Origin of the sequence: Kitasatospora sp. NPDC058492 (assembly GCF_042720685.1) — a bacterium.
GTDB lineage: Bacteria > Actinomycetota > Actinomycetes > Streptomycetales > Streptomycetaceae > Kitasatospora.
Genome location: NZ_JBHXMU010000080.1, coordinates 1 through 23,165 on the forward strand (window position 1 = coordinate 1; position 23,165 = coordinate 23,165).

The 23,165-nt window shown below is 74.2% G+C and carries 17 protein-coding genes and 1 pseudogene; 11 read left to right on the forward strand and 7 right to left on the reverse strand.

What is annotated here, in order from left to right:
- Positions 1-149: 149 nt before the first annotated feature.
- The 4 genes from ACFWPI_RS34910 to ACFWPI_RS34925 form a co-directional block, all read right to left on the reverse strand.
- Positions 150-1,190 (reverse strand): NAD(P)-dependent alcohol dehydrogenase, encoded by a 1,041-nt coding sequence (locus tag ACFWPI_RS34910; RefSeq protein ID WP_380380568.1) that lies wholly within the window; start codon positions 1,188-1,190, stop codon positions 150-152.
- A 91-nt stretch (positions 1,191-1,281) separates the two neighbouring features.
- Positions 1,282-2,049 carry an SDR family NAD(P)-dependent oxidoreductase gene (locus ACFWPI_RS34915; RefSeq protein ID WP_063350353.1) on the reverse strand — a complete coding sequence of 256 codons (768 nt, stop codon included), beginning with the start codon at positions 2,047-2,049 and terminating at the stop codon, positions 1,282-1,284.
- 44 nt (positions 2,050-2,093) lie between these two features.
- Positions 2,094-2,744: a TetR family transcriptional regulator gene (locus ACFWPI_RS34920; RefSeq protein ID WP_063350352.1), complete on the reverse strand. Its 651-nt coding sequence runs from the start codon at positions 2,742-2,744 to the stop codon at positions 2,094-2,096.
- Between the two features lie 151 nt (positions 2,745-2,895).
- Positions 2,896-3,615 (reverse strand): G1 family glutamic endopeptidase, encoded by a 720-nt coding sequence (locus ACFWPI_RS34925; protein ID WP_380346299.1) that lies wholly within the window; start codon positions 3,613-3,615, stop codon positions 2,896-2,898.
- 191 nt (positions 3,616-3,806) lie between these two features.
- Between ACFWPI_RS34925 and ACFWPI_RS34930 the strand changes: the two genes are divergently transcribed.
- The 7 genes and pseudogenes from ACFWPI_RS34930 (at position 3,807) to ACFWPI_RS34960 (ending at position 12,062) form a co-directional block, all read left to right on the forward strand.
- Entirely contained in the window at positions 3,807-4,760 is a 954-nt protein-coding gene (locus ACFWPI_RS34930; RefSeq protein ID WP_380380565.1) for a LuxR C-terminal-related transcriptional regulator, read from the forward strand.
- 130 nt (positions 4,761-4,890) lie between these two features.
- Positions 4,891-6,303 carry a uracil-xanthine permease family protein gene (locus ACFWPI_RS34935; RefSeq protein ID WP_380380563.1) on the forward strand — a complete coding sequence of 471 codons (1,413 nt, stop codon included), beginning with the start codon at positions 4,891-4,893 and terminating at the stop codon, positions 6,301-6,303.
- A 163-nt stretch (positions 6,304-6,466) separates the two neighbouring features.
- The gene (locus tag ACFWPI_RS34940; protein WP_063350348.1) at positions 6,467-7,189 is read left to right on the forward strand and encodes a heparin lyase I family protein; all 723 of its coding nucleotides are present in this window, start codon (positions 6,467-6,469) and stop codon (positions 7,187-7,189) included.
- 329 nt (positions 7,190-7,518) lie between these two features.
- Positions 7,519-8,076: a hypothetical protein gene (locus ACFWPI_RS34945; RefSeq protein ID WP_380380561.1), complete on the forward strand. Its 558-nt coding sequence runs from the start codon at positions 7,519-7,521 to the stop codon at positions 8,074-8,076.
- Between the two features lie 175 nt (positions 8,077-8,251).
- Positions 8,252-8,771: pseudogene (locus tag ACFWPI_RS34950) on the forward strand (ATP-binding cassette domain-containing protein); the annotation flags it as partial.
- 481 nt (positions 8,772-9,252) lie between these two features.
- A complete protein-coding gene (locus ACFWPI_RS34955) occupies positions 9,253-10,638 on the forward strand; it encodes an MFS transporter (RefSeq protein ID WP_063350346.1) in 1,386 nt (461 codons plus the stop codon).
- Between the two features lie 503 nt (positions 10,639-11,141).
- Positions 11,142-12,062: a JmjC domain-containing protein gene (locus ACFWPI_RS34960; RefSeq protein WP_380381124.1), complete on the forward strand. Its 921-nt coding sequence runs from the start codon at positions 11,142-11,144 to the stop codon at positions 12,060-12,062.
- A gap of 101 nt (positions 12,063-12,163) precedes the next feature.
- Here ACFWPI_RS34960 and ACFWPI_RS34965 read toward each other — a convergent pair whose 3' ends face one another.
- Entirely contained in the window at positions 12,164-12,295 is a 132-nt protein-coding gene (locus tag ACFWPI_RS34965; RefSeq protein WP_279634947.1) for a hypothetical protein, read from the reverse strand.
- Between the two features lie 255 nt (positions 12,296-12,550).
- Between ACFWPI_RS34965 and ACFWPI_RS34970 the strand changes: the two genes are divergently transcribed.
- Positions 12,551-16,012, forward strand: a complete 3,462-nt coding sequence (locus ACFWPI_RS34970; protein WP_380380146.1) for a lantibiotic dehydratase — start codon at positions 12,551-12,553, stop codon at positions 16,010-16,012.
- Entirely contained in the window at positions 16,009-17,400 is a 1,392-nt protein-coding gene (locus tag ACFWPI_RS34975) for a lanthionine synthetase LanC family protein (protein ID WP_380380148.1), read from the forward strand. The genes ACFWPI_RS34970 and ACFWPI_RS34975 overlap by 4 nt, the downstream gene beginning before the upstream one ends.
- Before the next feature lie 90 nt (positions 17,401-17,490).
- On the opposite strand, the gene glmS is transcribed toward ACFWPI_RS34975, so the two are convergent.
- Entirely contained in the window at positions 17,491-19,317 is a 1,827-nt protein-coding gene (glmS, locus tag ACFWPI_RS34980) for a glutamine--fructose-6-phosphate transaminase (isomerizing) (RefSeq protein WP_063350342.1), read from the reverse strand.
- Between the two features lie 119 nt (positions 19,318-19,436).
- The gene (locus tag ACFWPI_RS34985; RefSeq protein ID WP_063350341.1) at positions 19,437-19,712 is read right to left on the reverse strand and encodes a hypothetical protein; all 276 of its coding nucleotides are present in this window, start codon (positions 19,710-19,712) and stop codon (positions 19,437-19,439) included.
- Positions 19,713-19,918: 206 nt separating this feature from the next.
- On the opposite strand from ACFWPI_RS34985, the gene asnB reads away from it, so the two are divergent.
- Both asnB and ACFWPI_RS34995 read left to right on the forward strand, forming a co-directional pair.
- Entirely contained in the window at positions 19,919-21,769 is a 1,851-nt protein-coding gene (gene asnB / locus ACFWPI_RS34990; RefSeq protein ID WP_363370787.1) for an asparagine synthase (glutamine-hydrolyzing), read from the forward strand.
- A gap of 239 nt (positions 21,770-22,008) precedes the next feature.
- Entirely contained in the window at positions 22,009-23,127 is a 1,119-nt protein-coding gene (locus ACFWPI_RS34995) for a hypothetical protein (protein WP_380380151.1), read from the forward strand.
- Positions 23,128-23,165: the final 38 nt, after the last annotated feature.

The window sequence follows — 23,165 nt, forward strand, 5'->3', positions numbered from 1 at the left end:
GTGTATCAGAGACCGGGCTCCGATCGCCCGGTATGGCCAGGTCGTGGCCTGCCACGAGCGTGCGCAGTCGGTCGCGCAACTGGTCCCAGCCACCGCCGACCCGGTCCCGCCGGCCCCGACCAGGGGCGGCGGGACCGGGGCCCCAGCCGTCAGCCGTTGGGGAGGATGACGGCGCGCCCGTTGATCCGGCCGCTGTGCAGACGCTCGTAGGCGAGCGGCGCCTCGTCGATCCCGTAGGTCTCGACGTGCACGTCCACCGCGCCGGCCCGGGCGAGGTCGAGGACCTCGATCAGCTCGGCGCGGGTGCCCCAGTACGGGGAGGACACCGAGACCTCGTACGGCAGGGCGCCGAAGCCGACGGCCAGGGTGCCGCCGCCGAGGCCGACGATCGTCACGTCGCCCTCCACCGCCACCATCGCGCCGGCCGCGGCCGCCGTGGGCGGGGCGCCGACGAAGTCCAGCACCACCTGGGCGCCGATGCCGCCGGTGAGTTCGCGCACCCGGGCGGGCGCGGAGGCGTCGGAGCGGACCGTCTCGTGCGCGCCGACGCTGCGGGCCAGCGCGAGCTTCTCCTCCGTCACGTCCAGGGCGATCACCCGGGCCGCGGTCATCGCGCGCAGCAGCTGGATCGCGACGTGGCCCAGGCCGCCGGTGCCGATCACCACCGCGGTGCTGCCGGGCGTCAGCTTGCCGAGCGAGCGCTTGATGGCGTGGTACGGGGTCAGGCCGGCGTCCGTCAGCGGCACGGCCCGGACCGGGTCGAGGCCGCCGAGCGGCACCAGGTGCCGGGGGCTGTCCACCACCATGTACTCGGCCATCGCCCCGGGGGCGCCCAGGCCGGGCGGGCGGATGCCCAGTTCGGCGGCGCGCAGGCAGTAGTTCTCCTTGCCCTCCGCGCACTTGGCGCAGTTGCCGCAGCCCCACGGCCCGTAGACGGCGACGGGTTCGCCCTCGGTCAGGCCGGTCACGCCCGCGCCGAGCGCGGCCACGGTGCCGACGCCCTCGTGCCCGAGGGTGAGCGGCAGGGGGAAGGAGAGCCGCTCGGCGGGCATGCTCATCACGGCGATGTCGGAGTGGCACACCCCCGCCGCAGTGACCTTGAGCAGGACCTGGCCGGGGCCGGGCTCCGGATCGGGGACGGTGACCACCTCGGGGGCGGCGCCGACGCTGCGGTACTGGACTGCCTTCATGGGTTTCGGACTCCCTCTCTCTGCCCCCGGACTCGACTGTCCCCCCGGTTGCGCTGCCCCGGCCACCGGACGGGCCTGGGCAGCGGGCCGGTCAGCGGGCCGCGTAGGCGCCGTCGACCAGGTGGTAGCTGCCATGGATGAAGGAGGCCCGGTCGGAGAGCAGGAAGGCGGTCAGTTCGGCGACCTCCTCGGCGCGGCCGAGCCGGCCGGCCGGGTGCAGGGCGACCAGCGCCTGACGGGCCTCCTCGTCGGCCGCGCTCAGCAGCGGGGTGTCGATGAAGCCCGGACCGACGGCGTTGATCCGCACGCCCTGCGCTGCGTACTCCAGGGCGGCGGTCTTGGTCAGGCCGACCACGCCGTGCTTGGCGGCCGCGTAGGCCGGCGAGCCGGCGAAGCCGTTGGTGCCCAGGATCGAGGCCATGTTGACGACGGCGCCGCCGCCGGCCGCCAGGATGGCGGGGATCTCGTAGCGCAGCGAGTAGAAGACGCCGTCGAGGTTGGTGGCCAGGACCCGGCGCCACTGCTCGGGCTCGTACGCGCCGGTGGGGGCCTTCGCGCCGCTGATGCCGGCGTTGTTGACGGCCAGGTGCAGGGCGCCGAGGCCGTCCACGGCGGCCTGGACGGCGGCCCGCACCGACTCCGGGTCGGTGACGTCCGTCCCGATCGCCAGGGCCCGGGCGCCGGCGGCCTCCAGTTCGGCGGCGGCCCTGCGGGCGCCCTCCAGGTCGAAGTCGGCGACGGCGACGGCCGCGCCGCCGGCCGCCAGGCGGCGGGCCACGGCGAGGCCGATGCCGGAGGCGCCACCGGTGACCAGTGCGGCCTTGCCGGTGAACTCCTGGGGGTGGTCGGTGCCGGTCATGGCGTACGTCCTTTCGTGCGGGTGCGCCGGGTGGGCGCGGTGGTTCAGGCCGCCGGGCCGTCGGGGGGCGGTTCGGCGGCGAGCAGGTCGAAGGCCCGTTCCACGAGGTCGGGCAGATCCGGCTCGTCGGCGCCGACGGGGTGACGGACCCAGGCGCGGGAGGCGGCCTGGAGGGCCGCCACGCCGAGGCCGACGGCGACGGCCGGGCGCAGGTCGTACTCCGCGTCCAGGCCGAGGCGGGCGGCGGCGATCCGGATGGAGGCCTCCTCCTCGTCGACGCAGATCCGCCGGTAGGCGGCGGTCAGCGAGGGCTCGGCGGCGATCAGGCCGAACAGCTCCCGCACACCGGGGCGCCGGTGCCAGGCCGGGTCCCGCTCGTCGCCCAGCCAGATCCGCAGCGCCGCGCGGTAGGCGGCCACCGGGGTCTCGGCGGCGGGGCGGGCCGCCAGCGCCGCGTTGATCCGGCCGAAGTCGGCGCGCAGGCAGTCCAGCACGGCGTCCTCGCGGGAGGCGAAGTACCGGCTGAAGGTGCGGCGGGAGACGTCGGCCCGGTCGGTGACGTCCTCGACGGAGACGGCGGCCAGGCCGCGGTCCAGCACCAGCTGGAGGGCGGCGGCGGCCAGTGACTCGCGGGTGCGGCGCGCCTTGCGGTCACGCCGTCCCTCGGTGGTGTGCTCGGCCTTCTCGGTGGTCACGGGAGCCACCGTACACCCGGAAATGTCCCATTGGGACATGAGTCCCTCTGGGACACGAGCCCGCCCCGGCCCCCACGGGAAGGCGGGGGCCGGGGCGGGCTCGCAGACGGGCTCGCAGGCGGGTCGAGTGGAACGGGTCAGGCCGGCCGAATCAGGCGGGGACTATCGCGAAGGAGCCGTTGCTGAGCGGGGTCTCGGTGTAGGGGCCGCTGTCGATGGCCTGCGGGGAGTAGCCGTCGAAGACCTGGCCGTTGACCGTGACGCCGGAGAAGTCCAGGCGGCTGAAGGAGGGGTAGCTCTGGCTCGGGGACTCGATCACGGCCTCGGCGCTGACGTTCTGGCCGTCGAGCTGCTGGGTGGTGGTCTCGGTCCAGCCCTTGGTGTTGTCGGTGATCTGCAGGGCGTAGCTGGAACCGCCGCTGTTGACCACCGAGGCGGTGAAGCTGTCACCGGCGTCCACCGGGTCGCTGAAGTACTGCGGCGGGGCCGGGTACATCTCGTACCAGGCCGAGTAGACCGGGGAGCCGCTGGAGCAGTCGGCCTGGACGCCGGTCTGCTCGACGGTCTGCGAGCCGTAGCCGTCGATCCCGACCCAGGGGGCGAACAGGTCGTTGGCGGTGTTGCACTGCACGGCGGGCATGGTCCAGGAGCCGGAGACGCTCTGGAAGCCGCTGCCCTGGGCGACGTAGCCGCCCCAGACTCCGCCGTCGTAGCGGGCGCCGTGGCCGAAGCGGTGCGCGCTGCCGTAGCCGTGCGCGGCGGCGTGGGTGGCGGGGGTGGCGGGGGCGGCCGTCGCGGGGGTCGCGGCCGCGGCGGCCGGGAGGGCCAGCAGGGCGGCGAGCACGAGCCGGCCGGTGCGGGAAAGGGCCATGGGGGGCTCCTTCACTGGGAGTTGAGGGGGTGCCGCCCAGCTTGCGGGCGCCGCGGGCGGGCCGGGAAGGGAACCGCGTGGGCAGGAACCCGACATGGCGGGAACATGTCGACCGATCAATCCCTTGATTTCGGGCACCGAGTGGCGCACAGTCGGCTCGTCCACTGGCGGTGCAGGACGAGGAGGACGCAGTGTCGGGGACGGGCATGCTCGCCGGACTCGGCCTCGGCGCGGTCGAGGAACAGCTCTACCTGCGGCTGCTCGGCGTCCAGGCCGCCGACCCGCAGTGGCTGGCCGCCCAGCTGAACCTCCAGGCCTCGATCGTGCTCGCGGCGCTGGTCTCGCTGGCCGCGCAGGGGCTGGTGGAGGCCTGCGCGGCCGGGGCCTGGGCGGCGGTGCCGCCCGACGTGGCGGTGGAGGAGCTGCTGCTGCGGCGCGAGGTCGAACTGCGGCGCGCCCGGGGCCGGATGGGCGAGCTGATGCGCACCTACCGGCAGGGCCGGGACGGCACCGGGTCCGACGCGCCGGTCGAGGTGATCTGCGGGCGCAGATCGGTCGCCGAGCTGTGGCGCACCCTCCAGTTCGGGGTGCGCGAGCGGCTGCGGGTCCTGGACCGGCCCCCGTACATCCGGCGCAGCGATCCGCAGACCGAACTGGCCCTGCTGGCACGGGGGGTGACGACCAGGGTGGTGTACCACAGCCGGGTGCTGCGCGATCCGGAGCGCCTGGCGGAGATCCACTCCTTCGCCACGGCCGGGGAGCAGGCCCGGGTGCACACCGAACTGCCGCTGAAGCTGGCGCTGTTGGACGACCGCTGGGCGCTGCTGCCGGTCAGCGCGGGCACCGAGTTGCAGAGCGTGCTGCTGATCCGGCCCTCCACCCTGCTGGACGCGCTCGCCGGACTGTTCGAGCTGTACTGGGCGCAGGCGATGCGGCTGCCCGCCCTGCCGGAGGAGAATCCGGAGGACCGGCACCGCCAGCTGCTCCCGCTGCTCGCGGCGGGGCTCACCGACGAGTCGATCGCCCGCCAGCTGGGGGTGTCCACCCGGACGGTGCAGCGCTGGGTGCGGGAGCTGATGGACCGCTTCGGGGCCCGGACCCGGTTCCAGGCGGGCATCCAGGCCGCCCGGGCCGAGCTGCTGTGAGCCGGCTGCGCCGCCCCCGGGCCGCGCGAGTGCGCAGGTCAAGGCCGGGCCGGGTGCGCGCGGCAGGCCCGGTGACCGGGAGAATGGTGCGGACAGTTCACCGGAAGTACAGAGAAAGCGAACCCCCACCATGGATCTCGGCGTGCGCTGGAAGCTGCACGGTGACGGGCGTACGCCCGCGCCGGGGGCGGTCGTCCGCCCCGACGAACGGCTCTCCTGGCCCCGCACGGCAGGGCTCGGCGCCCAGCACGTGGTGGCCATGTTCGGCGCGAGCTTCGTGGCGCCCGTGCTGATGGGGCTCAACCCCAACCTGGCGATCATGATGTCCGGCGTCTCGACGATCATCTTCCTGCTGGCCACCCGCGGCCGGGTGCCCAGCTACCTCGGCTGCTCGCTGTCCTTCGTGGGCGTGGCCGCGGTGATCCGGGCGCAGGGCGGCACCAGCGCGACCGTGACCGGTGCGGTGTTCGTGGTGGGCGCGGCGCTGTTCCTGGTGGGCCTCGCGGTCCAGCGGTTCGGGGCGCGGATCATCCACGCGGCGATGCCGCCGATCGTGACCGGCGCGGTCGTCATGCTGATCGGCTTCAACCTCGCCCCCGTCACCGCGTCGACCTACTGGCCGCAGGACCAGTGGACGGCGCTGCTGGTGATGCTGTTCACCGGTCTGGCCGTGGTGTGCCTGCGGGGCTTCTGGTCGCGCGTGGCGATCTTCCTCGGGCTGCTCTTCGGGTACGGGATCTCCTGGCTGTTCGACCGGGTCTTCGGCAAGATCCACTCGGTGGACGCGGGCGGCCACCTCACCGACCACTGGCGCCTTGACCTGTCGGGCGTCGGCAAGGCGGACTGGATCGGCCTGCCCGACTTCCACGGCCCCTCCTTCCAGTGGTCCGCGATCCTGGTCGCCCTGCCCGTGGTGATCGCGCTCGTCGCGGAGAACGCCGGGCACGTCAAGGCCGTGGGCGAGATGACCGGCCAGACGCTGGACGACAAGCTCGGCGTCGCGATCTCCGCCGACGGCGTCGGCTCCATGCTCTCCACCGCACTCGGCGGCCCGCCGAACACCACCTACTCCGAGAACATCGGCGTCATGGCCGCCACCCGGGTCTACTCCACCGCCGCCTACTGGGCCGCGGCCGGCTTCGCGCTGCTGTTCGGCGTCTGCCCGAAGTTCGGCGCCGTCGTGGCCGCGATCCCCGGCGGGGTGCTCGGCGGCATCACCGTCATCCTGTACGGCATGATCGGCCTGCTCGGCGCGCAGATCTGGATCAAGTCCAAGGTGGACCTGCGCAACCCGCTGAACCTGGTGCCGGCCGCCGCGGGCATCATCATCGGCATCGGCAACGTCACCCTGAAGTTCACCGACACCTTCAGCCTCAGCGGCATCGCGCTGGGCACCCTGGTCGTCATCACCGGCTACCACACGCTGCGGGCGCTGGCCCCCGCGCACCTCAAGACGCAGGAGCCGCTGCTGGACGAGGGCACCTCCTCCTACGACGAGGACTCCGAGGGCTCCGAGGGTGCTGAGGGGCCGCGCAACCCGTAACGGACGGGCCCGGGTTCGGGTTCAGGTCGACAGGACGGCCGGCGGAAGTGTCCGAAAAGGCTCTTCCGTCGGCCGTTCCGTCTGGCCGGACGGGCCGGGCGGTGGTCGAATCGCCGCGTACACCCGTCCCCCGCCCCGCGCCACTCATCCCCCCGGGAGAGGCATGTCCCTTCTGACCCAGCGCCGCAAGACCGCCGCCGCGGCCGCCGCCCTCGCCACGTTCGCGCTCACCTGCGGCGGCCAGGCCTCCGCCGCCGACGCGGGCAAGGTCCTGTGGACGCCGAGCACCAGCACCGGCCCGTCCTCGTTCAAGGCGGTCCAGTGCGCGGCCGGCAACTTCGGCGTCGTCAAGGACTCCGTCAAGGGCAGCGTGTGGCGGGCCTTCCAGGCCGCCGGCGAGGAGCGCTGCGAGACGCTCAGCCCGGACCTGAAGGAGGGCGACACCTTCTACCTCGGCTGGTCGTCCAAGGTGGACATCAAGGACACCAACAGCCGGTACGTCTTCCAGCTCAAGTGCTCGCCGAGCACCGGCACGGCCAACCACCCGATCGAGATCGACATCGTCAACGGGCGCGTCCGCCTCCAGGAGTGGGACACCGACCACGTCGCGCACTCCCTGTGGACCGCGCAGACGACCAACAACACGTGGCACTCGTACGCGCTGAAGATCCGCCTGGGCCGCACCGACGGCACCATCGACTTCTGGTTCGACGGCGTGAAGCAGACCTTCACCACCGGCTCGGACACCTTCAAGGGCACCACCTGGGACGGCGACCGCAACTACCTCAAGTGGGGCTCCTACCACCCCTCCACGGGGGATGCGACGAACACCTTCACCAGCCCGGTGATGGCCACCACGCTGGAGGCGGCCACCGCCGGCTCGTGACGGCGCGCAGGCCCGGACCGGTGAGCGGTCCGGGCCTGCGGTTTCAGACGTCGCCGAACTCGCCGCTGCGGACGGCGACGACGAGTGCAGGCTCGGCCCTGACCGCTGGTCAAGCGGTCGAAGACGCCTGGGACTCCTGGGAGCATGGCGACGGCATCCCCCTTCTCCTTCAGGGCGCCCCGGTCCCGATCGGCTGATCAAGCCCGGCCCTTCTCCCCACCGGGACTCCCCCGCACAATCCTTCTTGAGGCACCCGCCATGCTCACAACCCGCCGCCCCGCACCTTCGTCGCCCGTCACCCCCGCCACCGTCTGAAAGCCGCACCACCCATGCACCTCACCAACCTCGCCAAGCACACCCTCTCCCGCGGCGCCACCCCCGCCGCCACCTACGCCCTCCTCGCCCGCCTCGGCCACCAACCCCGACCCGCCGCCCAAGCCGTCTGCCTCGCCCTCGCCATCCCCCACACCGAGACCACCCGCCGCCTCGACGACTGCCACGACGCCCTCCTCGCCAACCCCCGCCCCAACTCCGAAACCGACACCGGCGAACTCCTCGAAGCCCTCGGCATCTTCGACATCCCCGCAACCCTCACCCCCACCCAACGCGCCGTCATCGACCACCTCCTCACCGCCGTCAACGCCCACGGCGACATCCGACCCGGCCACCACCACGGCCTCAACCGCTGGTTCACCACCGGCAACCTCACCACCGCCTACCTCTCCCTCACCACCACCCCACCCCTCCCCCGCACCGGCGACCCCACCGCCTACTGGACCACCCTCACCACCGCCGGCGAACTCCTCACCACCACCAACCCCGACCCCCGCCTCAAGTGCGCCCTCACCCACTGCCGCACCCAAGCCACCCAAGCCACCCGCCCATGAGCGCAGGAAGTCGACCCCACCGACTTCCTGCGCAGCACGATCACCGGTGGTACAGGGGTGGCGGCCGCCGGATAAATGCCGTGCGTGCCTGGCAGCCGGTGGCTGCACTTGCGCGGACTTCGACCGTCCGTATACCGAGGAGACCAGACGTGGTGGTGGACGACGACATCTCCGGGTGAGTCCCGGACCCGGCAGGCCACCGACCGGTGCGTGGAAGCACCGTCGGCGTGGCCCCGTCGTCGTGCCCTCCTCCCATCCGTCTGCCCCCGGGCGCCGGCTGTCTGCTGCGCCGCGCCCTGCCCCCCTCCCGCAGCCCCTGAGCGGCGACCTCACCGTCGCCGAGGTGCTGGGCATCGCCGAGATCCTCCGGGCCATCGACGCCGTGGAGTCCGGGGACGTCGACGAGCGGCACTTCGCCGTCATCGGCGACGACTGGGACATCGAGGAACGCACCCGCGCCCAGCTGGAGCGCCTCGGCCTGGCCCACCTGGCGCTGGACCGGCGCCTGGGCACCCTCAGCGGCGGCCAGATCGTCTCCCTCGGCCTGGCCGCCCAGCTGCTCAGGCGCCCCGACGTGCTGCTGCTCGACGAGCCCACCAACAACCTCGACGCCGACGCCCGCGGCCCAGCTGGAGAGCGCCCTGAACTCCTACCGGGGGGCCTTCGTGGTGGTCAGCCACGACGAGCGGTTCCTGCACGGGATCGGCGTGCAGCGGTGGCTGCGGCTGGCCGACGGCGGGCTGGCGGAGGGCGCGCCCGCGTAGCGGACGCGGGGTGCGCACCGGGCCGCGCCGTTCGGCGGGCGCGGGCCGGTGCGCCCGCCGGCGGCACGGCCGGATGTGGCGCCGGTCACACGATCGGGGCCTCCGGGGGCCTCCGGGTGAGAAGGGTCACGCCCGGCGGGCGGGCGGGCGCCCGGGCGGCGGCAGGGCCCGGCAGGACTGGGCGGGCGGGGTCGCGACACGGTCCGAGGTCCTGTCCGCTTCGGGACCTTGGTCGCGACTCCGGCCGACCTTCGGCCCGGTGGCGGCCCCCTCGTACCCGGGCAACCGTGGACGGTCGCCCGGTGTGAGCGGGTGATGGCGCCGTCCGCCGGACGGCGTCTTTTCTTGCCGTCTACCCGGCGCACGGTGAGCGGGCCATCCGCCGCCGTACGCTCCGGAGGACCCCCAGCACATGTCCCAGACCATCGACAACGCCCCGTATACCGCCTTCCACCGGAGACTGGCCCTCGCCTGTTCCGGTGGGCCGCTGCTCGACGGCTACATCCTGAGCATCGTCGGCGTCGCCCTGATCGGGATGCGACCCGAGCTCGGCCTGTCCACCGCGGAGGTCAGCCTGATCGGCGCCGCCGCGCTGGTGGGCATGTTCGTCGGCGGCGCGCTCTTCGGCGTGCTGACCGACCGGATCGGCCGGGAGGTGATGTACACCGCCGACCTGCTCGTGATGGTCGCCTGCTCGGTGCTCTCCTTCTGGGTCGACACGGTGTGGGCGATCGCCGTGCTGCGCTTCGTGCTCGGCATGGCCGTGGCCGCCGACTACCCCATCGCCACGTCCCTACTCGCCGAGTGGCTGCCCGCCAAGCAGCGCGGGCGGCTGCTCGGTCAGCAGATCATCGCCTGGTACGCCGGCTCCGTGCTCGCCTACGTGGTGGGCTACGCGTTCCTGGAGCTGGCCGGGCCCGGCAGTTGGCGGTGGATGCTCGCGAGTTCCACGGTGCTGTGCGTGGTGTTCCTGGTGATCCGTCGCGGTACGCCGGAGTCCCCGCGCTGGCTGGCCGCCCACGGGCGGGTCGGCGACGCGGTGCGCGTGGTCGAGAAGCACCTCGGCGTACGGGTGGACGGCCGCGAGCTGATGCCCGACCCGGCCGAGCGCGGCCGCCCCGGCGGGCTGCGCCTGCTGATGACCCCGCCCTACCGGCGCCGCACCCTGTTCTGCGGCCTGTTCTTCCTCTGCCAGGTCGGCCCGCTGTTCGCGATGCTCACCTTCGGCCCGCAGATCCTCTCCTCCTTCGGCATGCCCGGCGGCACCGTGATGGAGACCCTGGGCACCGGGCTGATCAGCCTCGTCTTCCTGCTCGGCTGCTTCCCGGCGCTGCGCCTGATCGACACCCGCGGCCGGCGCCCCGTCATCATCTGGTCGTTCGCCCTGATGGCCGTCCCGCTGGCCCTGCTGGGCGTGTGGCCCACCGCCCCGGCGGCCATCGCCCTGACGGCGCTGTGCGCGTACGCCTTCCTGTGCGGCGGGCCCAACGTCCTCGACTGGACCTACCCCAACGAGCTCTTCCCCACCGAGATCCGGGCGACGGCGGTGGGCGTGGCGACCTCGGTGAGCCGGATCGGCGCGGCCGTCGGCACCTACCTGCTGCCGCTGTCGCTGTCCGGGCTGGGCACCGGCCCGACCATGCTCATCGCGGCCGGCACCACCGTGGTCGGCCTGCTGGTGTGCGTGCTGTGGGCCGAGGAGACCCGGGGCACCGCCCTGGGCGCCGCCCCGGCCGCCGGCCGCAAGGCCGCCAGGCCGGCCGTCCCGGGGCAGCGCGTCCCGCAGACGGCGCGCTGAGGGTGCGCCGAGCTGCGCTGCGGGTGCGCTGAGCTGCGCTGACGGCCACCGCGTGACGCACCGGCGGCGCTGCCCGGGACCTCCCGGGCAGCGCCGCCCGGCCGGCCGGGCGGCGGGGTGTGACGCTCGCCACAGATGCCCGGAACGGCTCGCCGGCGCCCTCGGTGCGATGCGGGGCGGCCGGCGGCCGAGCGCCGCCGCCTGTCGCGCCGGAGGGCGGGCGGGCTGCCGCGGGAACGGGCCCCGGCCGCCGCCGTCGACCGCCCGACCTGGGGGTCGGGACGCGCCGACCGGGGGACGGTGTCGGCGCCGCTCGCCCGCTTCACCCCTCGACCCGTCCGCCCGGGGCGGGCCGCCACGGCGCATCGCGATTGCCGCCCCGCGGCGCGAAGCTGGCCGATCCCGGGCTGGTTGGCGGATTCTCGCTGAACCGGACTCAGATGTTCATCCGTAGGTTATGCGACGGTCGACCGGTGGTGGGCCGCTGGACGGAGGGATGGACGATGGGACGAGTTCTGACCGAATTGGTGGGCGACGCGGCGACGTTCGCCAAGGCGCTGGAGGAACGTCGGCCGCAGGTGTTCCGCACCGCGGGCTGGCCGGCGGGGCTGCCCCGGCCGGGCGAGTTGGACGAGGCGCTGCGCGGCGGACTGCTGCGGGTGCCCTACGTCGAGATGGTCCGGGCGGGTGAGGTCGTCCCGCCCGCGGAGTTCTGCACGGCCCGGGTGGTCGCCGGGCGCCGGGAGGAGGGCTTCGCCGATCCTGACCGGATCGCCGCCCTGCTGGCCGAAGGCGCCACGCTGCTGCTGCCGCAGCTGGACCAGTGGCACGCGCCGGTGCGCGCGCTGGCCACCGACATCGCGGTCGAACTGGGCCGCCGGACCGAGGCGTTCTGCTTCGCGACGGGCGCCGGCCGGCGCGGGCTGGACGTGCACCGGGACGACGCGGACGTGCTGGTCGTCCAGCTCGCGGGGAAGAAGGAGTGGACGGTCCACGAGGCTCCCGCCGACGGGCGCTGGCGCCCGGGGCTGGCCCCCGAACCCGGTGCGGTGGCGCTCAACTCGGTGCTCGAACCGGGTGAGGTGCTGTACGTGCCGCGCGGGGCACCGCACACCGCGACGGGCCACCAGGGCCTGTCGGTGCACCTCTCGTTCACGATCCGGGAGGCGGGCAAGGGGCAGCTGCGCGGCGCCGTCGGCGAGTGGCTGGCCGGCGGCGGCTGGGCGGACGGGCTGCCGGAGCGCCCGGCGACACCGGCGGAACTGCTGGACACGGCCGCGGAGGTGCTGCGACTGGGCCGCGCCCGGCTGGCCGAACTGACCCCGCAGGAGCTGCTGCGGCTGGCCCGGGGGCCGCTGCCCGCACCGGTGGCGGACGACGGTCGGGCGGTGCCGGGTCACGGACCGCTGGCCGCCGGCGGCTGAGCCGGGCCGAGACCGGGCGGGGCCCGGACGCACGAGGGCGCGGTTGCCCGGACCGTCTGGTCCGGGCAACCGCGCCCCGTAGTGCCGGTACTGCTACCGGACTAGATGCACCACGGACGGGTGCAGGACCCCTCACAGGAGATGCTGAACGCGGACTCCTCCTGCTCGCCGAGCTCGGTCGAGACCAGGTCCTGCACGTCAAGGTCGAACAGCTCCAGCATGTCGTCGGCCATGAGGGCCTCCTTTCGTCAGTGCCACGGTTGACCGCGGCGGGCTGCAGCGGACGTTAGGCACTCCTGCATGGGCCCAGCAATGGTTCTGCACGGATGAATGGATTAACTCAGCCAAAAATCGAAACAGTTCGATCGATGGTGGACAGTTTTCGATCGCCGGGGTAGACACGACCCGACCCACCGTCAGGAGTGCGAACCGCGTGGCGGCACCGGCACGAGGCGTGTGGCACGAGGCACCGAGGCACGAGGAGCACAGTGGTCGAGACGCACGGAGCGCCCCAGGACGGACTCTTCACCGCGACCGGCCCGGTCCTGCTGCGGACACCCGCGCTGCCGCGCTCGCACCGTCACACCGTCCCGGCCGACCCCGCGCACCCCGCGTCGGGGTCCGCCGACACCGCGCTCCTGGCACACCTCGCCGAGGCCGCCGCCGACCCGGCCCTGCGCGAGGCGATCGAGCTCTCCAGCCCCTCCCTGGCCGACCTGCTCGACCAGGTCGCCGCAGGCGCCGTGCCCCGCCCGGCCGCGCTGCGCCGGGCGGCCGAGGCGGTCAGCCGCTACCGGCTGCGGATGGCCACCCGGCCGACGCCGTTCGGGCTGATGGCCGCGGTGGTGCCGGCGCGCTTCGGCGCGGCGGCCAAGGTCCGCTGGGGCGGGGCCGACCACCGCGCCCTGCGGCCCGACCTGGGCTGGCTGCTCCCGCTGCTCGACCGGCTGCGGACCGACCCGGCGGTGCTGCCCGGTCTGCGGCTGGCCGTGGACCAGCAGGCCCGGCTGCGCGGCGGCCGCCTGGTGCTGCCGTACCTGCCCGAGCGTCGGCCCGCCGCCGGTGCCAGCGCCGGTGCCGGTACCGAGGTGGAGCCGGTCGCCGAACGGACCGTACGGGCCACCGCCGTCGTCCGGGCCGCGATCCGGACCGCCGCCGAGCCGGTCCGGCACGCCGACCTGCTGGCCGCGCTGACCGCCGACTTCCCCACGGCCCCGGCCGAGGCCGTCGCGGCCCTGGTCCGCTCGCTGGTCGGCCAGGGGTTCCTGCTCACCGACCTGACGCCTCCGCCGGACAGCACCGACCTGCTCGGCCATGTGCTCGACCGGATCCCCGCCGACCACCCGGTGCACCCCGAACTGACGGCCGTCCGCACCGCGTTGACGCAGGCGGCCGCCCTGCCCGGCGGACAGGCCACCGACCTGCTGCGCGAGCTCCGGGCCCGGATGACCCGGCTCGCCCCGGCCGACCGCCCGCTCCACGCGGATCTCGCCCTGGACGCCGAGGTGGTCCTGCCGGACCAGGTCCGCACCGAGCTGGAGCGGACCGCCGCGCTCCTCTGGCGCCTGTCGCCGCAGACCCCCGCACCCGAGCACCTGCGTTCGTACCACGCGGAGTTCGTCGAGCGGTACGGCACGGACAGCCCCGTCCCGCTGGCCGAACTGCTCGACCCCGACACCGGCCTGGGGCCGCCGGCCGGCTACCGGCGCCCGGCCGGCCCCCGCGGCACGGCCAACCCCCAGCCCGCCCGGGCCCGCACCGACGCCGACGCGGCCCGCGACCGGTTGCTGGCCGAACTGGCGGCGGGCGCCCTCGCCGACCGGGCGCCGGACGGCACGCTGCCCGAAGTGCTCCTGGACGACGGCCTGCTGGCCCGGCTGACCCCGCCGCGCGACGAGGCGGGCGGCGCCGCCGACACCCCGCCCGCCTCCCTGGAGCTGTACGCCGAACTCGCGGCGGACTCCCTGGAGGCGCTGGACGCCGGGGACTTCCGGCTCGTGCTCTCCCCCGTCGCCGGCAGCGACCGCGCCGGAGCCAGCTTCGGCCGCTTCGCCACCCTGCTCGCGGGCGCGGGCAGCGACCCCGACCCGGCTGCCGACACCGGGACCGGCCCGGGCCGGTCGGCGGGTGACCCCGCCGCGGCCGGCGGGGCGCTGCTGGCCGAGGCCGCCGGGTCCGTGCGGTCCGCCGGGCCCGCCGGGCCCGCCGGATCCGGCGACGACAGCGCACTCGAAGCGCACCTGGAGTTCACCCCGTACCGCGCACGCCATGCCAACATCGCCCTGACCCCGCGCTGGCTCGACCACCGGGTGGTGGTCAGCGCCTTCGCCGACCCGGGCGGCCCCTCCGTACTGCCGCTGGACGACCTGGTCGTGCTGGCCGACCCCGACCGGCTCGCGGTGTACTCCCGCCGTCTAGGCCGGGAGGTCCGCGTCGCCACCCATCACGTGCTCAACCTGCGCAGCGGTGCGCCCAACGCGGCCCGCTTCCTCCAGGAGGTGACGCTGACCGGGCAACGGCCCTGGCAGCCCTGGGACTGGGGGGCGGCGAGCAGCGCGCCCGTGCTGCCGCGGGTCCGCCGGGGCCGGGTGGTGCTGGCCCCGGCCACCTGGCGGCTGACCGCGCCCGTCCCGGCGGCCTCCGCCCCGTTCGAGCAGTGGGACGAGGGCCTGGCCCGCTGGCGCCGACGGTGGGGAGTGCCGGCCGCCGTCCGCCTGATCAGCGGCGACCAGCGGATCAGCCTGGACCTCGACCTCCCGTGGCACCGGCGGCTGTTGCACAGCCAGGCGCGGTCCGCCGAGCCCACCGTGCTCCAGGAGGAACCCAACCCGGCCGGCGACGGCGGCTGGCTGTGCGGACCGGATGGTGCGCGGACCGCCGAACTGGTGGTCCCGCTGCGCCGCAGCACGACCGGGCCGTCGACGGCCGGACCGCGCCGCCCACTGCCCGCCCGACGCGCCCGGACCGTCGAACTCCCCGGCGGATCCTGGCTGTTCGCCCGACTGGCGGCCACCGAGGCACGCCAGGAGGAGATCCTGGTCGAGCACCTGCCCCGGCTGCTCGACGCCCTGCCCGCCGACGTGGACCGCTGGTTCTTCGTCCGCTACCAGGACTCCGCGCCGCACCTGCGGCTGCGTTTCCACGGTGCGCCGCCGGTCCTCGCCGCCCAACTGCTGCCCACCGTGCACGACTGGGTACGGGAGCTGCACCGGGCCGGGCTCGCCGCCGACCTGCGCCTGGAGGGCTACGCGCCGGAGACCGACCGCTACGGCGGCGCCGAGGTGCTCGCCGACGCCGAGCGGGTCTTCCAGGCCGACAGCCTGGTCGCGCTGGCGGCACTGCGACTGGCCCGGGCGGAGCGCTCGCTCTCCCGGGACCTGCTCGCCGCCGTGAACCTCGCCGGCACCGCGCAGGCCTTCCTGGCCGGCCGCGCGGGGCAGTCGGCGGGGCAGTCGGGGGGCCAGTCGGCGGGGGGCCGCGTTCCTGACGGCGGGCCCGAGAGCCGCACCGACCTGCCCGCCGACCTGCCCACCAGCCTCTCCGCCGGCCGGCAGGCCGTACCATCGGCCGTCCCCGGCGTGCCCTCGGTCGGGGCCTGGCTGGCGGGGGTGTATCCGAAGTCGGAGCGCCACCACCAGGCGTTCCGGGCCCAGCGTGCCGCCGCGTTGCGGGCGATCGGCCCCGACGGGCCGGCCGCCCCGGCGGGCGGCCTGCTGCCCGCCGACCCCGCGCTGGCCGACGCCTGGCGGCAGCGGGCCGTCGCACTCGCGCGGTACGCGAGCCGGGTGGAGCCGTCGTCGGCCGACCCGGTGCTGGCCTCGCTGCTGCACATGGGCCACAACCGGCTGATCGGGATCGACCGCGAGGCCGAACGCCGCGCCTACGCACTGGCCAGGGGCGCCGTCGAGGCCCACCGGGCCCGCCGCTCCAGCCCGCGGGAGGCGCGATGAACACGACGGATCCGATCCGCGCGGTGGCCGAGTTGCTCAGCAGGCCCGGTGCGCTCGAAGAACCCGCCGCCGACGCCACAACGCCCTCGGCGTCCGCGCCGCCCGCAGCGGCGCACGCGCTCGGGGCCGGCCGCAGCGGCGCCGCGCTCACGCTCGCCGTACTGGCCGACCGCGAGGACGACGCCGCGCTGCGCCGCGCCGCCCACGGGCACCTCGCGGCCGCCGTGAAAGCCCCCGGGGCGATGCGGGGCGGCGGACTCTTCTCCGGCGCCGCCGCGATCGCCTTCGCCGCCCGCACCATGGCGCGGCGCCCCGGCGAGTACCGCACGCTGCTCGACGGGCTGACGCCCCGGGTCCGGCAGGCCGCGGCCGGGCGCGTCGCCGACCTGCGCGCCGATCTGGCCGCCGGCACGGGCCTGCGCGCCCACACCTTCGACACCGTCTCGGGCGCGGCGGGCCTGGGCCGGCTGCTGCTCGCGCTGGAGCCGGCCGGCCCGGCGCTGGCCGACCTGCTCACCGCGCTGGTCGCGCTGGCCGAGCCCACCGGCGACGTGCTGCCGCGCTGGTGGACCGCCGGTGGACCGGGACTGCCCGGCGCGGATCCCGGGTTCCCCCGGGGGCACCTCAACCTGGGCCTGGCACACGGAGTCCCGGGCCCGCTCGCCCTCCTGGCACTGGCCAGGCTGCGCGGTGTGCAGGTGCCCGGACAGGACGAGGCGATCGAGGCGCTGGCGAGCTGGCTCGCCGCCCGGCGGATCCCCGGCCCGCTCAGCCCGGTCGATCAGGGCGCCCCGGTCGACCCGGCCAGGCCCGCCCCGACCGAGCCGGCGCCCACGGGCCCCGACGCCGCTGGGGGTCGGCCCGGTGTGGGCGGTTCCTGGCCGATGACCGTGCGCGTCGAGGACGAGGAGGCCGGCCGGCCGCCGGCCGACCAGCCGACGCGGGCGGCCTGGTGCTACGGAACCCCTGGTGCGGCCCGCGCACTCTTCCTGGCGGGCGCGGCCCGCAGCCGCTCCGACTGGCGGACCACCGCCGTCGCGGCGCTGACCGACACGCTGCGCGACCCCGCCGGCTGGAACCTCCAGGGCCCCGGGCTCTGCCACGGCACCGGCGGCCTGCTGCGGATCGCCCAGCGGATGGCCGAGGACTCCGGCTCCGCCGAACTGACCGCCCTCCTGCCCGCGCTCGCCGCCACCGTCGCGAGCCGGCTCGACACGGCACTCGGCGCCGGCGACCCGCCCGGCCTCCTGGAGGGGACGGCAGGCGCGGCCCTCGCCCTGCACGCCCATGCCCATGCCCGTACCCATGCCCGAGCCGCCGCGCAGGCATCCTCGGCGGGCACCGGCGACGCCGCCGAGGAGTGGGACGCCTTCCTTCTGATCTCCTGATCTCCTGATCTGCCGAGCTATTGAGCTGCTCAGCTGTTGATCAGCAGGAAGGCCGTCCCACCCGCCAGGCCGTCACATCTTCGGGGCGCCCTACTCCACCGTCACGCTCTTCGCCAGGTTGCGCGGCTTGTCGACGTCGCGACCGAGGGCCACGGAGGCGTGGTAGGCGAGGAGTTGGAGCGGAATGTTGAGCAGCAGCGGGTCGAGCTCGGGCTCGCTCTTGGGGACGAGGACGCAGTGGTCGGCGAGCTTGTCCTCGGGGCGGCGGTGCGCGATGGCGATGACGCGGCCGGAGCGGGCCTTGATCTCACCGAGGGTGGTGAGGTTCTTGTCGAGCAGTTCGTCGTCCGGGACGAGTGCGACGGTGGGCAGTTCGGGGCTGATCAGCGCCAGCGGACCGTGCTTCAGCTCGCTCGCCGGGTAGGCCTCGGCGTGCACGTAGGAGATCTCCTTGAGCTTCTGCGCGCCCTCCCGGGCGACCGGGTAGCCGCGGACCCGGCCGATGAACATCATGCCCGCCGATCCGGCGTACTCGGCGGCGAGTTCGGCGATGGCCTCGGTCTGCGCGAGCACCTCGCGGATCTGGTCCGGCAGCGCCTTCAGGGCCGCGACGATCCGGCGGCCGTCGGCGGGCGAGAGGTCGTGGATGCGGCCGAAGTGCAGGGCGAGCAGCGCGAAGGCGACCACGGTGGAGGTGAAGGCCTTGGTGGAGGCGACCGAGATCTCCGGACCGGCGTGCAGGTAGATGCCGCCGTCGCACTCGCGGGCGATGGCGCTGCCCACGGTGTTGACGACGCCGAGCACCCGGCCGCCCTTGCGCTTGATCTCCTGGACGGCGGCCAGCGTGTCGTAGGTCTCGCCGGACTGGCTGACCGCGATGTAGAGCGTGTCCGCCTCGATCACCGGGTTGCGGTAGCGGAACTCGGAGGCGGGTTCGCTGTGCGCGGGGATGCGGGAGAGCTCCTCGATCAGCTGGGCGCCCATCTCGCCGGCGTAGTAGGCGGATCCGCAGCCGAGGATCTTCACCCGGCGGATCTCGCGCAGCTCCCGGGCGTCCAGGTTGAGGCCGCCGAGGTGCGCGGTGGAGAAGCGCTCGTCGAGCCGGCCGCTGAGCGTGCGCTCGACCGAGCCGGGCTGCTCGTGGATCTCCTTGAGCAGGAAGTGCTCGTAGCCGCCGGTGTCGTAGGAGTCGATCTCCCAGTCCACGGTGGACGGCTGGTGGTGGGTGGTGCGGGCGTCGGTGGTGAAGGTGCGGAAGCCGTCGGCGCGGACGGTGGCCAGCTCGCCGTCCTCCAGGTGGACGACCTGGCGGGTGTAGCGGACGAGGGCGGACACGTCGGAGGCGACGAACATCTCCTTCTCGCCGAGGCCGAGCACTATCGGGCTGCCGTTGCGGGCGGCCACGATCCGGTCCGGCTGCTCGGCGTCGAGCACCGCGATGCCGTAGGTGCCCACCACCCGGCCGAGGGCGGCGCGCACCGCGTCCTCCAGCTCGACGCCCTCGCCGACGTGCGCGGCGATCAGGTGGGAGAGCACCTCGCTGTCGGTCTCGGAGCGGAACACGACGCCGTCGGCGGTGAGCTTGGCGCGCAGTTCGTCGGCGTTCTCGATGATGCCGTTGTGGACGACGGCGATCCGCTCGGCACCGTCCAGGTGCGGGTGGGCGTTGGCGTCACTGGGCACGCCGTGGGTCGCCCAGCGGGTGTGGCCGATGCCGGTGCCGCCCTTGAACCGGGCCGGGACGGCGGCGGCCAGGTCGGCGACCCGGCCCTTGACCTTGCGGACCTTGAGCCCGCCGGTGCGCCCGGTGACGGCCACGCCGGCCGAGTCGTAGCCGCGGTACTCCAGCCGGGCCAGGCCCTCCAGCAGGAAGGGGGTCGCGTCCTTGGGGCCGATGTAGGCCACGATTCCGCACATGCGTGGTCTCCTCTTCGTGAATGCCGTGAATGCCGTAAGTGCTGCAAGTGCCGTAAGTGCCGTAAGTGCCGCGAATGCGCCGGTGCCGTGGATCCGCCAGTGCCCCGCCCCGGCAGCGCTCAGCCGTAGACGATCCGGCGCAGCTGGCGGGCCGAGAGCTCGGGTGCCGCGACCCGGCGGGCGGGGAGTTCCTCGGCGAGCCGGGTGAAGATCCGTTCGTTGGTCAGTCCGCGTGCCTGGAGCTCGCCGTGGCGGCGGCGGACGTACTCCTCGGTGCTCTCGGAGAAGTACGCCAGCACCTCCGCCACGACCCGCGCCGCCTCCCGGGGCCCGAGCGGGCTGGTCCGGGTGAGGTGGGCGAGGAGGTCGTCGTGAGGGTGGGGTGAGCTCGGCACGAGTGAGGAGCCTAGGCCGCGCCGCCCGCCGGGGCCAAGAATCTTGCCCGAATTCGGGCAGACTTTACGACTTTCAGCTCAACCAACCAGTCACATGGTCATCCCCAGCCCCTCCCGACCCCTTCCCGACGCACCCTTGTAGCCACACCCCTCCGACACGTAGCGTCATTTTCCGCATACGTAGCGGAAGAACCGGAGGCTTGCTGATGTGCGGGATCACCGGATGGGTCGCCTTCAATCGTGACCTCACCGCCGAACGGGCCGTCCTCGACGCCATGACGGCCACCCAGATCTGCCGCGGCCCGGACGCCGGCGGCGTCCACCTGGAGCGACACGCCGGCCTCGGCCACCGCCGCCTCGCGGTGATCGACCTGGAGGGCGGCGTCCAGCCGATGACCGTCGAGCACGACGGCCGGCTGCTGGCCGCGCTCACCTACAGCGGCGAGGTCTACAACCACCGCGAGCTGCGCGCCGAACTGAAGGCGGCCGGACACCGCTTCCGCACCCGCAGCGACACCGAGGTCGTGCTGCACGCCTACCTGGAGTGGGGCGAGGGCCTGGCCGAACGCCTCAACGGGATGTTCGCCTTCGCGATCTGGGACGCCCGAAGCGAGGAACTGCTGCTGGTCCGCGACCGGATGGGCGTCAAGCCGCTGCACTACCACCCGACCCCCGACGGCGTGGTCTTCGGCTCCGAGGTGAAGGCCATCCTGGCCCACCCTTCGGTCCACCCGGTGGTCGACCTGGACGGGCTGCGCGAACTGCTCGCCTTCACCCGCACCCCGGGCATCACCCCCTACCGGGGCATCGTCGAGGTCCGGCCCGGGCACGTCGTCCGGGTCCGCCGCGAGGGCGTGTCGGTGCGCCGCTACTGGGCGCTGGAGGCGCGCGAGCACACCGACACCCTGGAGGCCACCGTCGCCACCGTCCGGGCCCTGCTGGACGACATCGTCCACCGCCAGCTCGATTCGGACGTCCCGCTCTGCTCGCTGCTCTCCGGCGGCCTGGACTCCAGCGCCGTCACCGCCCTCGCCGCCCGGGTCCTGCGCGCCGAGGGCGCCGGCCCGGTGCGCTCCTTCGCCGTCGACTTCGCCGGCCAGAGCGAGAACTTCCACGCCAGCGAGGTCCGGCCGACCCTGGACGGCCCGTACGCCCGGATGCTGGCCGAGCACGTCGGCGCCGACCACAACGTGATCGAGCTGGACGCCGCCGCGCTCACCGACCTCGCCCAGCGGGACGCCGTCCTGCGCGCCCGCGACCTGCCCGGCGGCTTCGGCGACATGGACATCTCGCTGCTGCTGCTCTTCCAGGGCGTGCGCCGCCAGTCCACCGTCGCCCTGTCGGGCGAGTCCGCGGACGAGCTGTTCGGCGGCTACCGCTGGTTCCACGACCCGAAGGCCGTCGCCGCCGACGACTTCCCCTGGGCGGTCTCGCTGACCGGCCTCGGCGGCCAGGGCGCCGGCCCGCGCGAACACCTGCTCGACGCCGGCCTGCTCGCCGAACTCGACCTGGCGGGCTACCGGAAGGCCCGCTACCGCGAGGCACTCGCCGAAGTCCCGCACCTGCCGGACGCCGATCCGCTGGAACGGCGGATGCGCGAGATCTCGTACCTCCACCTGACCCGCTTCGTCTGCATCCTGCTCGACCGCAAGGACCGGATGAGCATGGCCAACGGCCTGGAGGTGCGGGTGCCGTTCTGCGACCACCGGCTGGTCCAGTACGTCTTCAACACGCCGTGGGCGATGAAGCACTTCGACGGCCGGGAGAAGAGCCTGCTGCGCGCCGCCGTCCGGGACGTGCTGCCGGACGCCGTCGCCGACCGGGTGAAGAGCCCGTACCCGGTCACCGAGGACCCGCACTACCCGGCGCTGCTGCGGGCCGAGCTCGCCCGGCTCGCCGCCGAGCAGAAGTCCCCGGCGCTCGCCCTGCTCGACCGGCGGCGCCTCGCCGACGCGCTCGATCCGGACACCGACCCGCAGTCCGTCCGGCTGGCCGTCGACCTCGCGCTCGAACTGCACACCTGGCTGACGGACTACCAGGTGACGCTGGACATCTGACGGCCGCCACCCCGGGCGGCGCGGCGGCTGCGACGGCGGGCCGCTGCGCCGTTCGGGTGATTGATCCGGGTGACGGATCCCGGGGTGATCATCCGGAACCAACCCGCCGCGCCCGGGCGTCGGACGGTGCGGTAGCGTCGCCGACACCTCCCGAATGGCGGGCGAAAACGCGGATTCCCGCCGGCGTGCCGTCAGGATGGGAGCGAACCGTCCACCTCGATCCGCCGGGGGATCACCTCATGCAACCGCGGGTATTCGCGATTCTCACCGCCCTGCTCCTGGGCGTCCTGGGCCTCGGGTCGGTGGCCGTCACCGACTGGTCGCCCGCGCCCGGCGTCGCGGCGACGGCCCCGGCCGTCACCGCGGGCACCGGCGCCGCCGCACCCGGTGTCGCGCCGGCGGCCGCGAGCGCCACCCCGACCGGCGACCCGGCGGTGTGGACCCGCTCGACGCTGCGCAACAAGCTGATGGCCGAGATGGACGCCACCGACCCCGGCGTCGCGCTCGCCGACCTCGACAAGATCACCAAGGAGAAGCCGTACACCGTGCGCTTCTGCCACCCGATCGCGCACGAGCTCGGCCACGCGGCGGTCAAGCGCTTCAACGCCGACTTCCAGAAGGTCATCTCCTTCCCGCACGAGACCTGCGCGGCCGGCTACCTGCACGGCGCGGTCGAGGAGATGCTCAACGCCTCCGCCCAGCCCGAGGTGGACCTGCTCAAGCTCTGCGCGCCCAAGAACACCGGCCCGTGCATCCACGGCGTCGGCCACGGCACCATGTTCGTCGCCAAGCAGGACGTCCCCAAGGCGCGCGAGCTGTGCAGCAAGTTCCCCAGCGACCAGAACAAGATCCGCTGTTCCGAAGGGCTGTTCATGCAGCTCTTCGGCCCGGACGAGGAGGACGAGAAGGCCAAGGCGAACCTGCCCGCCGACAAGCTCGCCCAGGACCCGCTGTACCCGTGCAAGGACCAGCCGGGCCTGTTCCAGTCCGCGTGCTTCTTCTACGCCCCGACCTTCTACCTCTCCTCGCACGACTACCCGAACCACCCCGAGGTCTACGCCGACGCCCTCAAGTGGTGCCTCAGCGGCAAGGCCAGCGGCGGGGCGACCGACTGCAGCCGCGGCGTCGGCTCGCGGACGATGAAGTACAACCTCGACCGCGAGGACTGGGCCGCCCAGCAGTGCGGCACCGCCGCCGACGGCTGGCAGCGCAAGGCCTGTGCCGAGGGCCTGGTCAGCTACTACACGGTGAACTACACGGACGACGGCGCGGCCGGCCGGCTCTGCGCCAAGATCACCAACAAGGAGATGCAGGGCTACTGCCGCTCCGCCAGCGGCCTGTCCAGCTCGCTCGACTGACCCGCCGGTCCCACCGGGACCGACCACCCCGTCTCACC

Excerpts from the sequence above, each read along its gene's own strand:
- ACFWPI_RS34995 (WP_380380151.1), top strand. The coding sequence starts at position 22,009 with ATGCAACCGCGGGTATTCGCGATTCTCACCGCCCTGCTCCTGGGCGTC.
- ACFWPI_RS34915 (WP_063350353.1), bottom strand. The coding sequence starts at position 2,049 with ATGACCGGCACCGACCACCCCCAGGAGTTCACCGGCAAGGCCGCACTG.
- ACFWPI_RS34975 (WP_380380148.1), top strand. The coding sequence starts at position 16,009 with ATGAACACGACGGATCCGATCCGCGCGGTGGCCGAGTTGCTCAGCAGG.
- ACFWPI_RS34910 (WP_380380568.1), bottom strand. The coding sequence starts at position 1,190 with ATGAAGGCAGTCCAGTACCGCAGCGTCGGCGCCGCCCCCGAGGTGGTC.
- ACFWPI_RS34965 (WP_279634947.1), bottom strand. The coding sequence starts at position 12,295 with ATGGCCGACGACATGCTGGAGCTGTTCGACCTTGACGTGCAGGACCTG.
- ACFWPI_RS34960 (WP_380381124.1), top strand. The coding sequence starts at position 11,142 with ATGGGACGAGTTCTGACCGAATTGGTGGGCGACGCGGCGACGTTCGCC.
- glmS (WP_063350342.1), bottom strand. The coding sequence starts at position 19,317 with ATGTGCGGAATCGTGGCCTACATCGGCCCCAAGGACGCGACCCCCTTC.
- ACFWPI_RS34940 (WP_063350348.1), top strand. The coding sequence starts at position 6,467 with ATGTCCCTTCTGACCCAGCGCCGCAAGACCGCCGCCGCGGCCGCCGCC.
- ACFWPI_RS34925 (WP_380346299.1), bottom strand. The coding sequence starts at position 3,615 with ATGGCCCTTTCCCGCACCGGCCGGCTCGTGCTCGCCGCCCTGCTGGCC.
- ACFWPI_RS34935 (WP_380380563.1), top strand. The coding sequence starts at position 4,891 with ATGGATCTCGGCGTGCGCTGGAAGCTGCACGGTGACGGGCGTACGCCC.
- ACFWPI_RS34955 (WP_063350346.1), top strand. The coding sequence starts at position 9,253 with ATGTCCCAGACCATCGACAACGCCCCGTATACCGCCTTCCACCGGAGA.
- ACFWPI_RS34945 (WP_380380561.1), top strand. The coding sequence starts at position 7,519 with ATGCACCTCACCAACCTCGCCAAGCACACCCTCTCCCGCGGCGCCACC.
- asnB (WP_363370787.1), top strand. The coding sequence starts at position 19,919 with ATGTGCGGGATCACCGGATGGGTCGCCTTCAATCGTGACCTCACCGCC.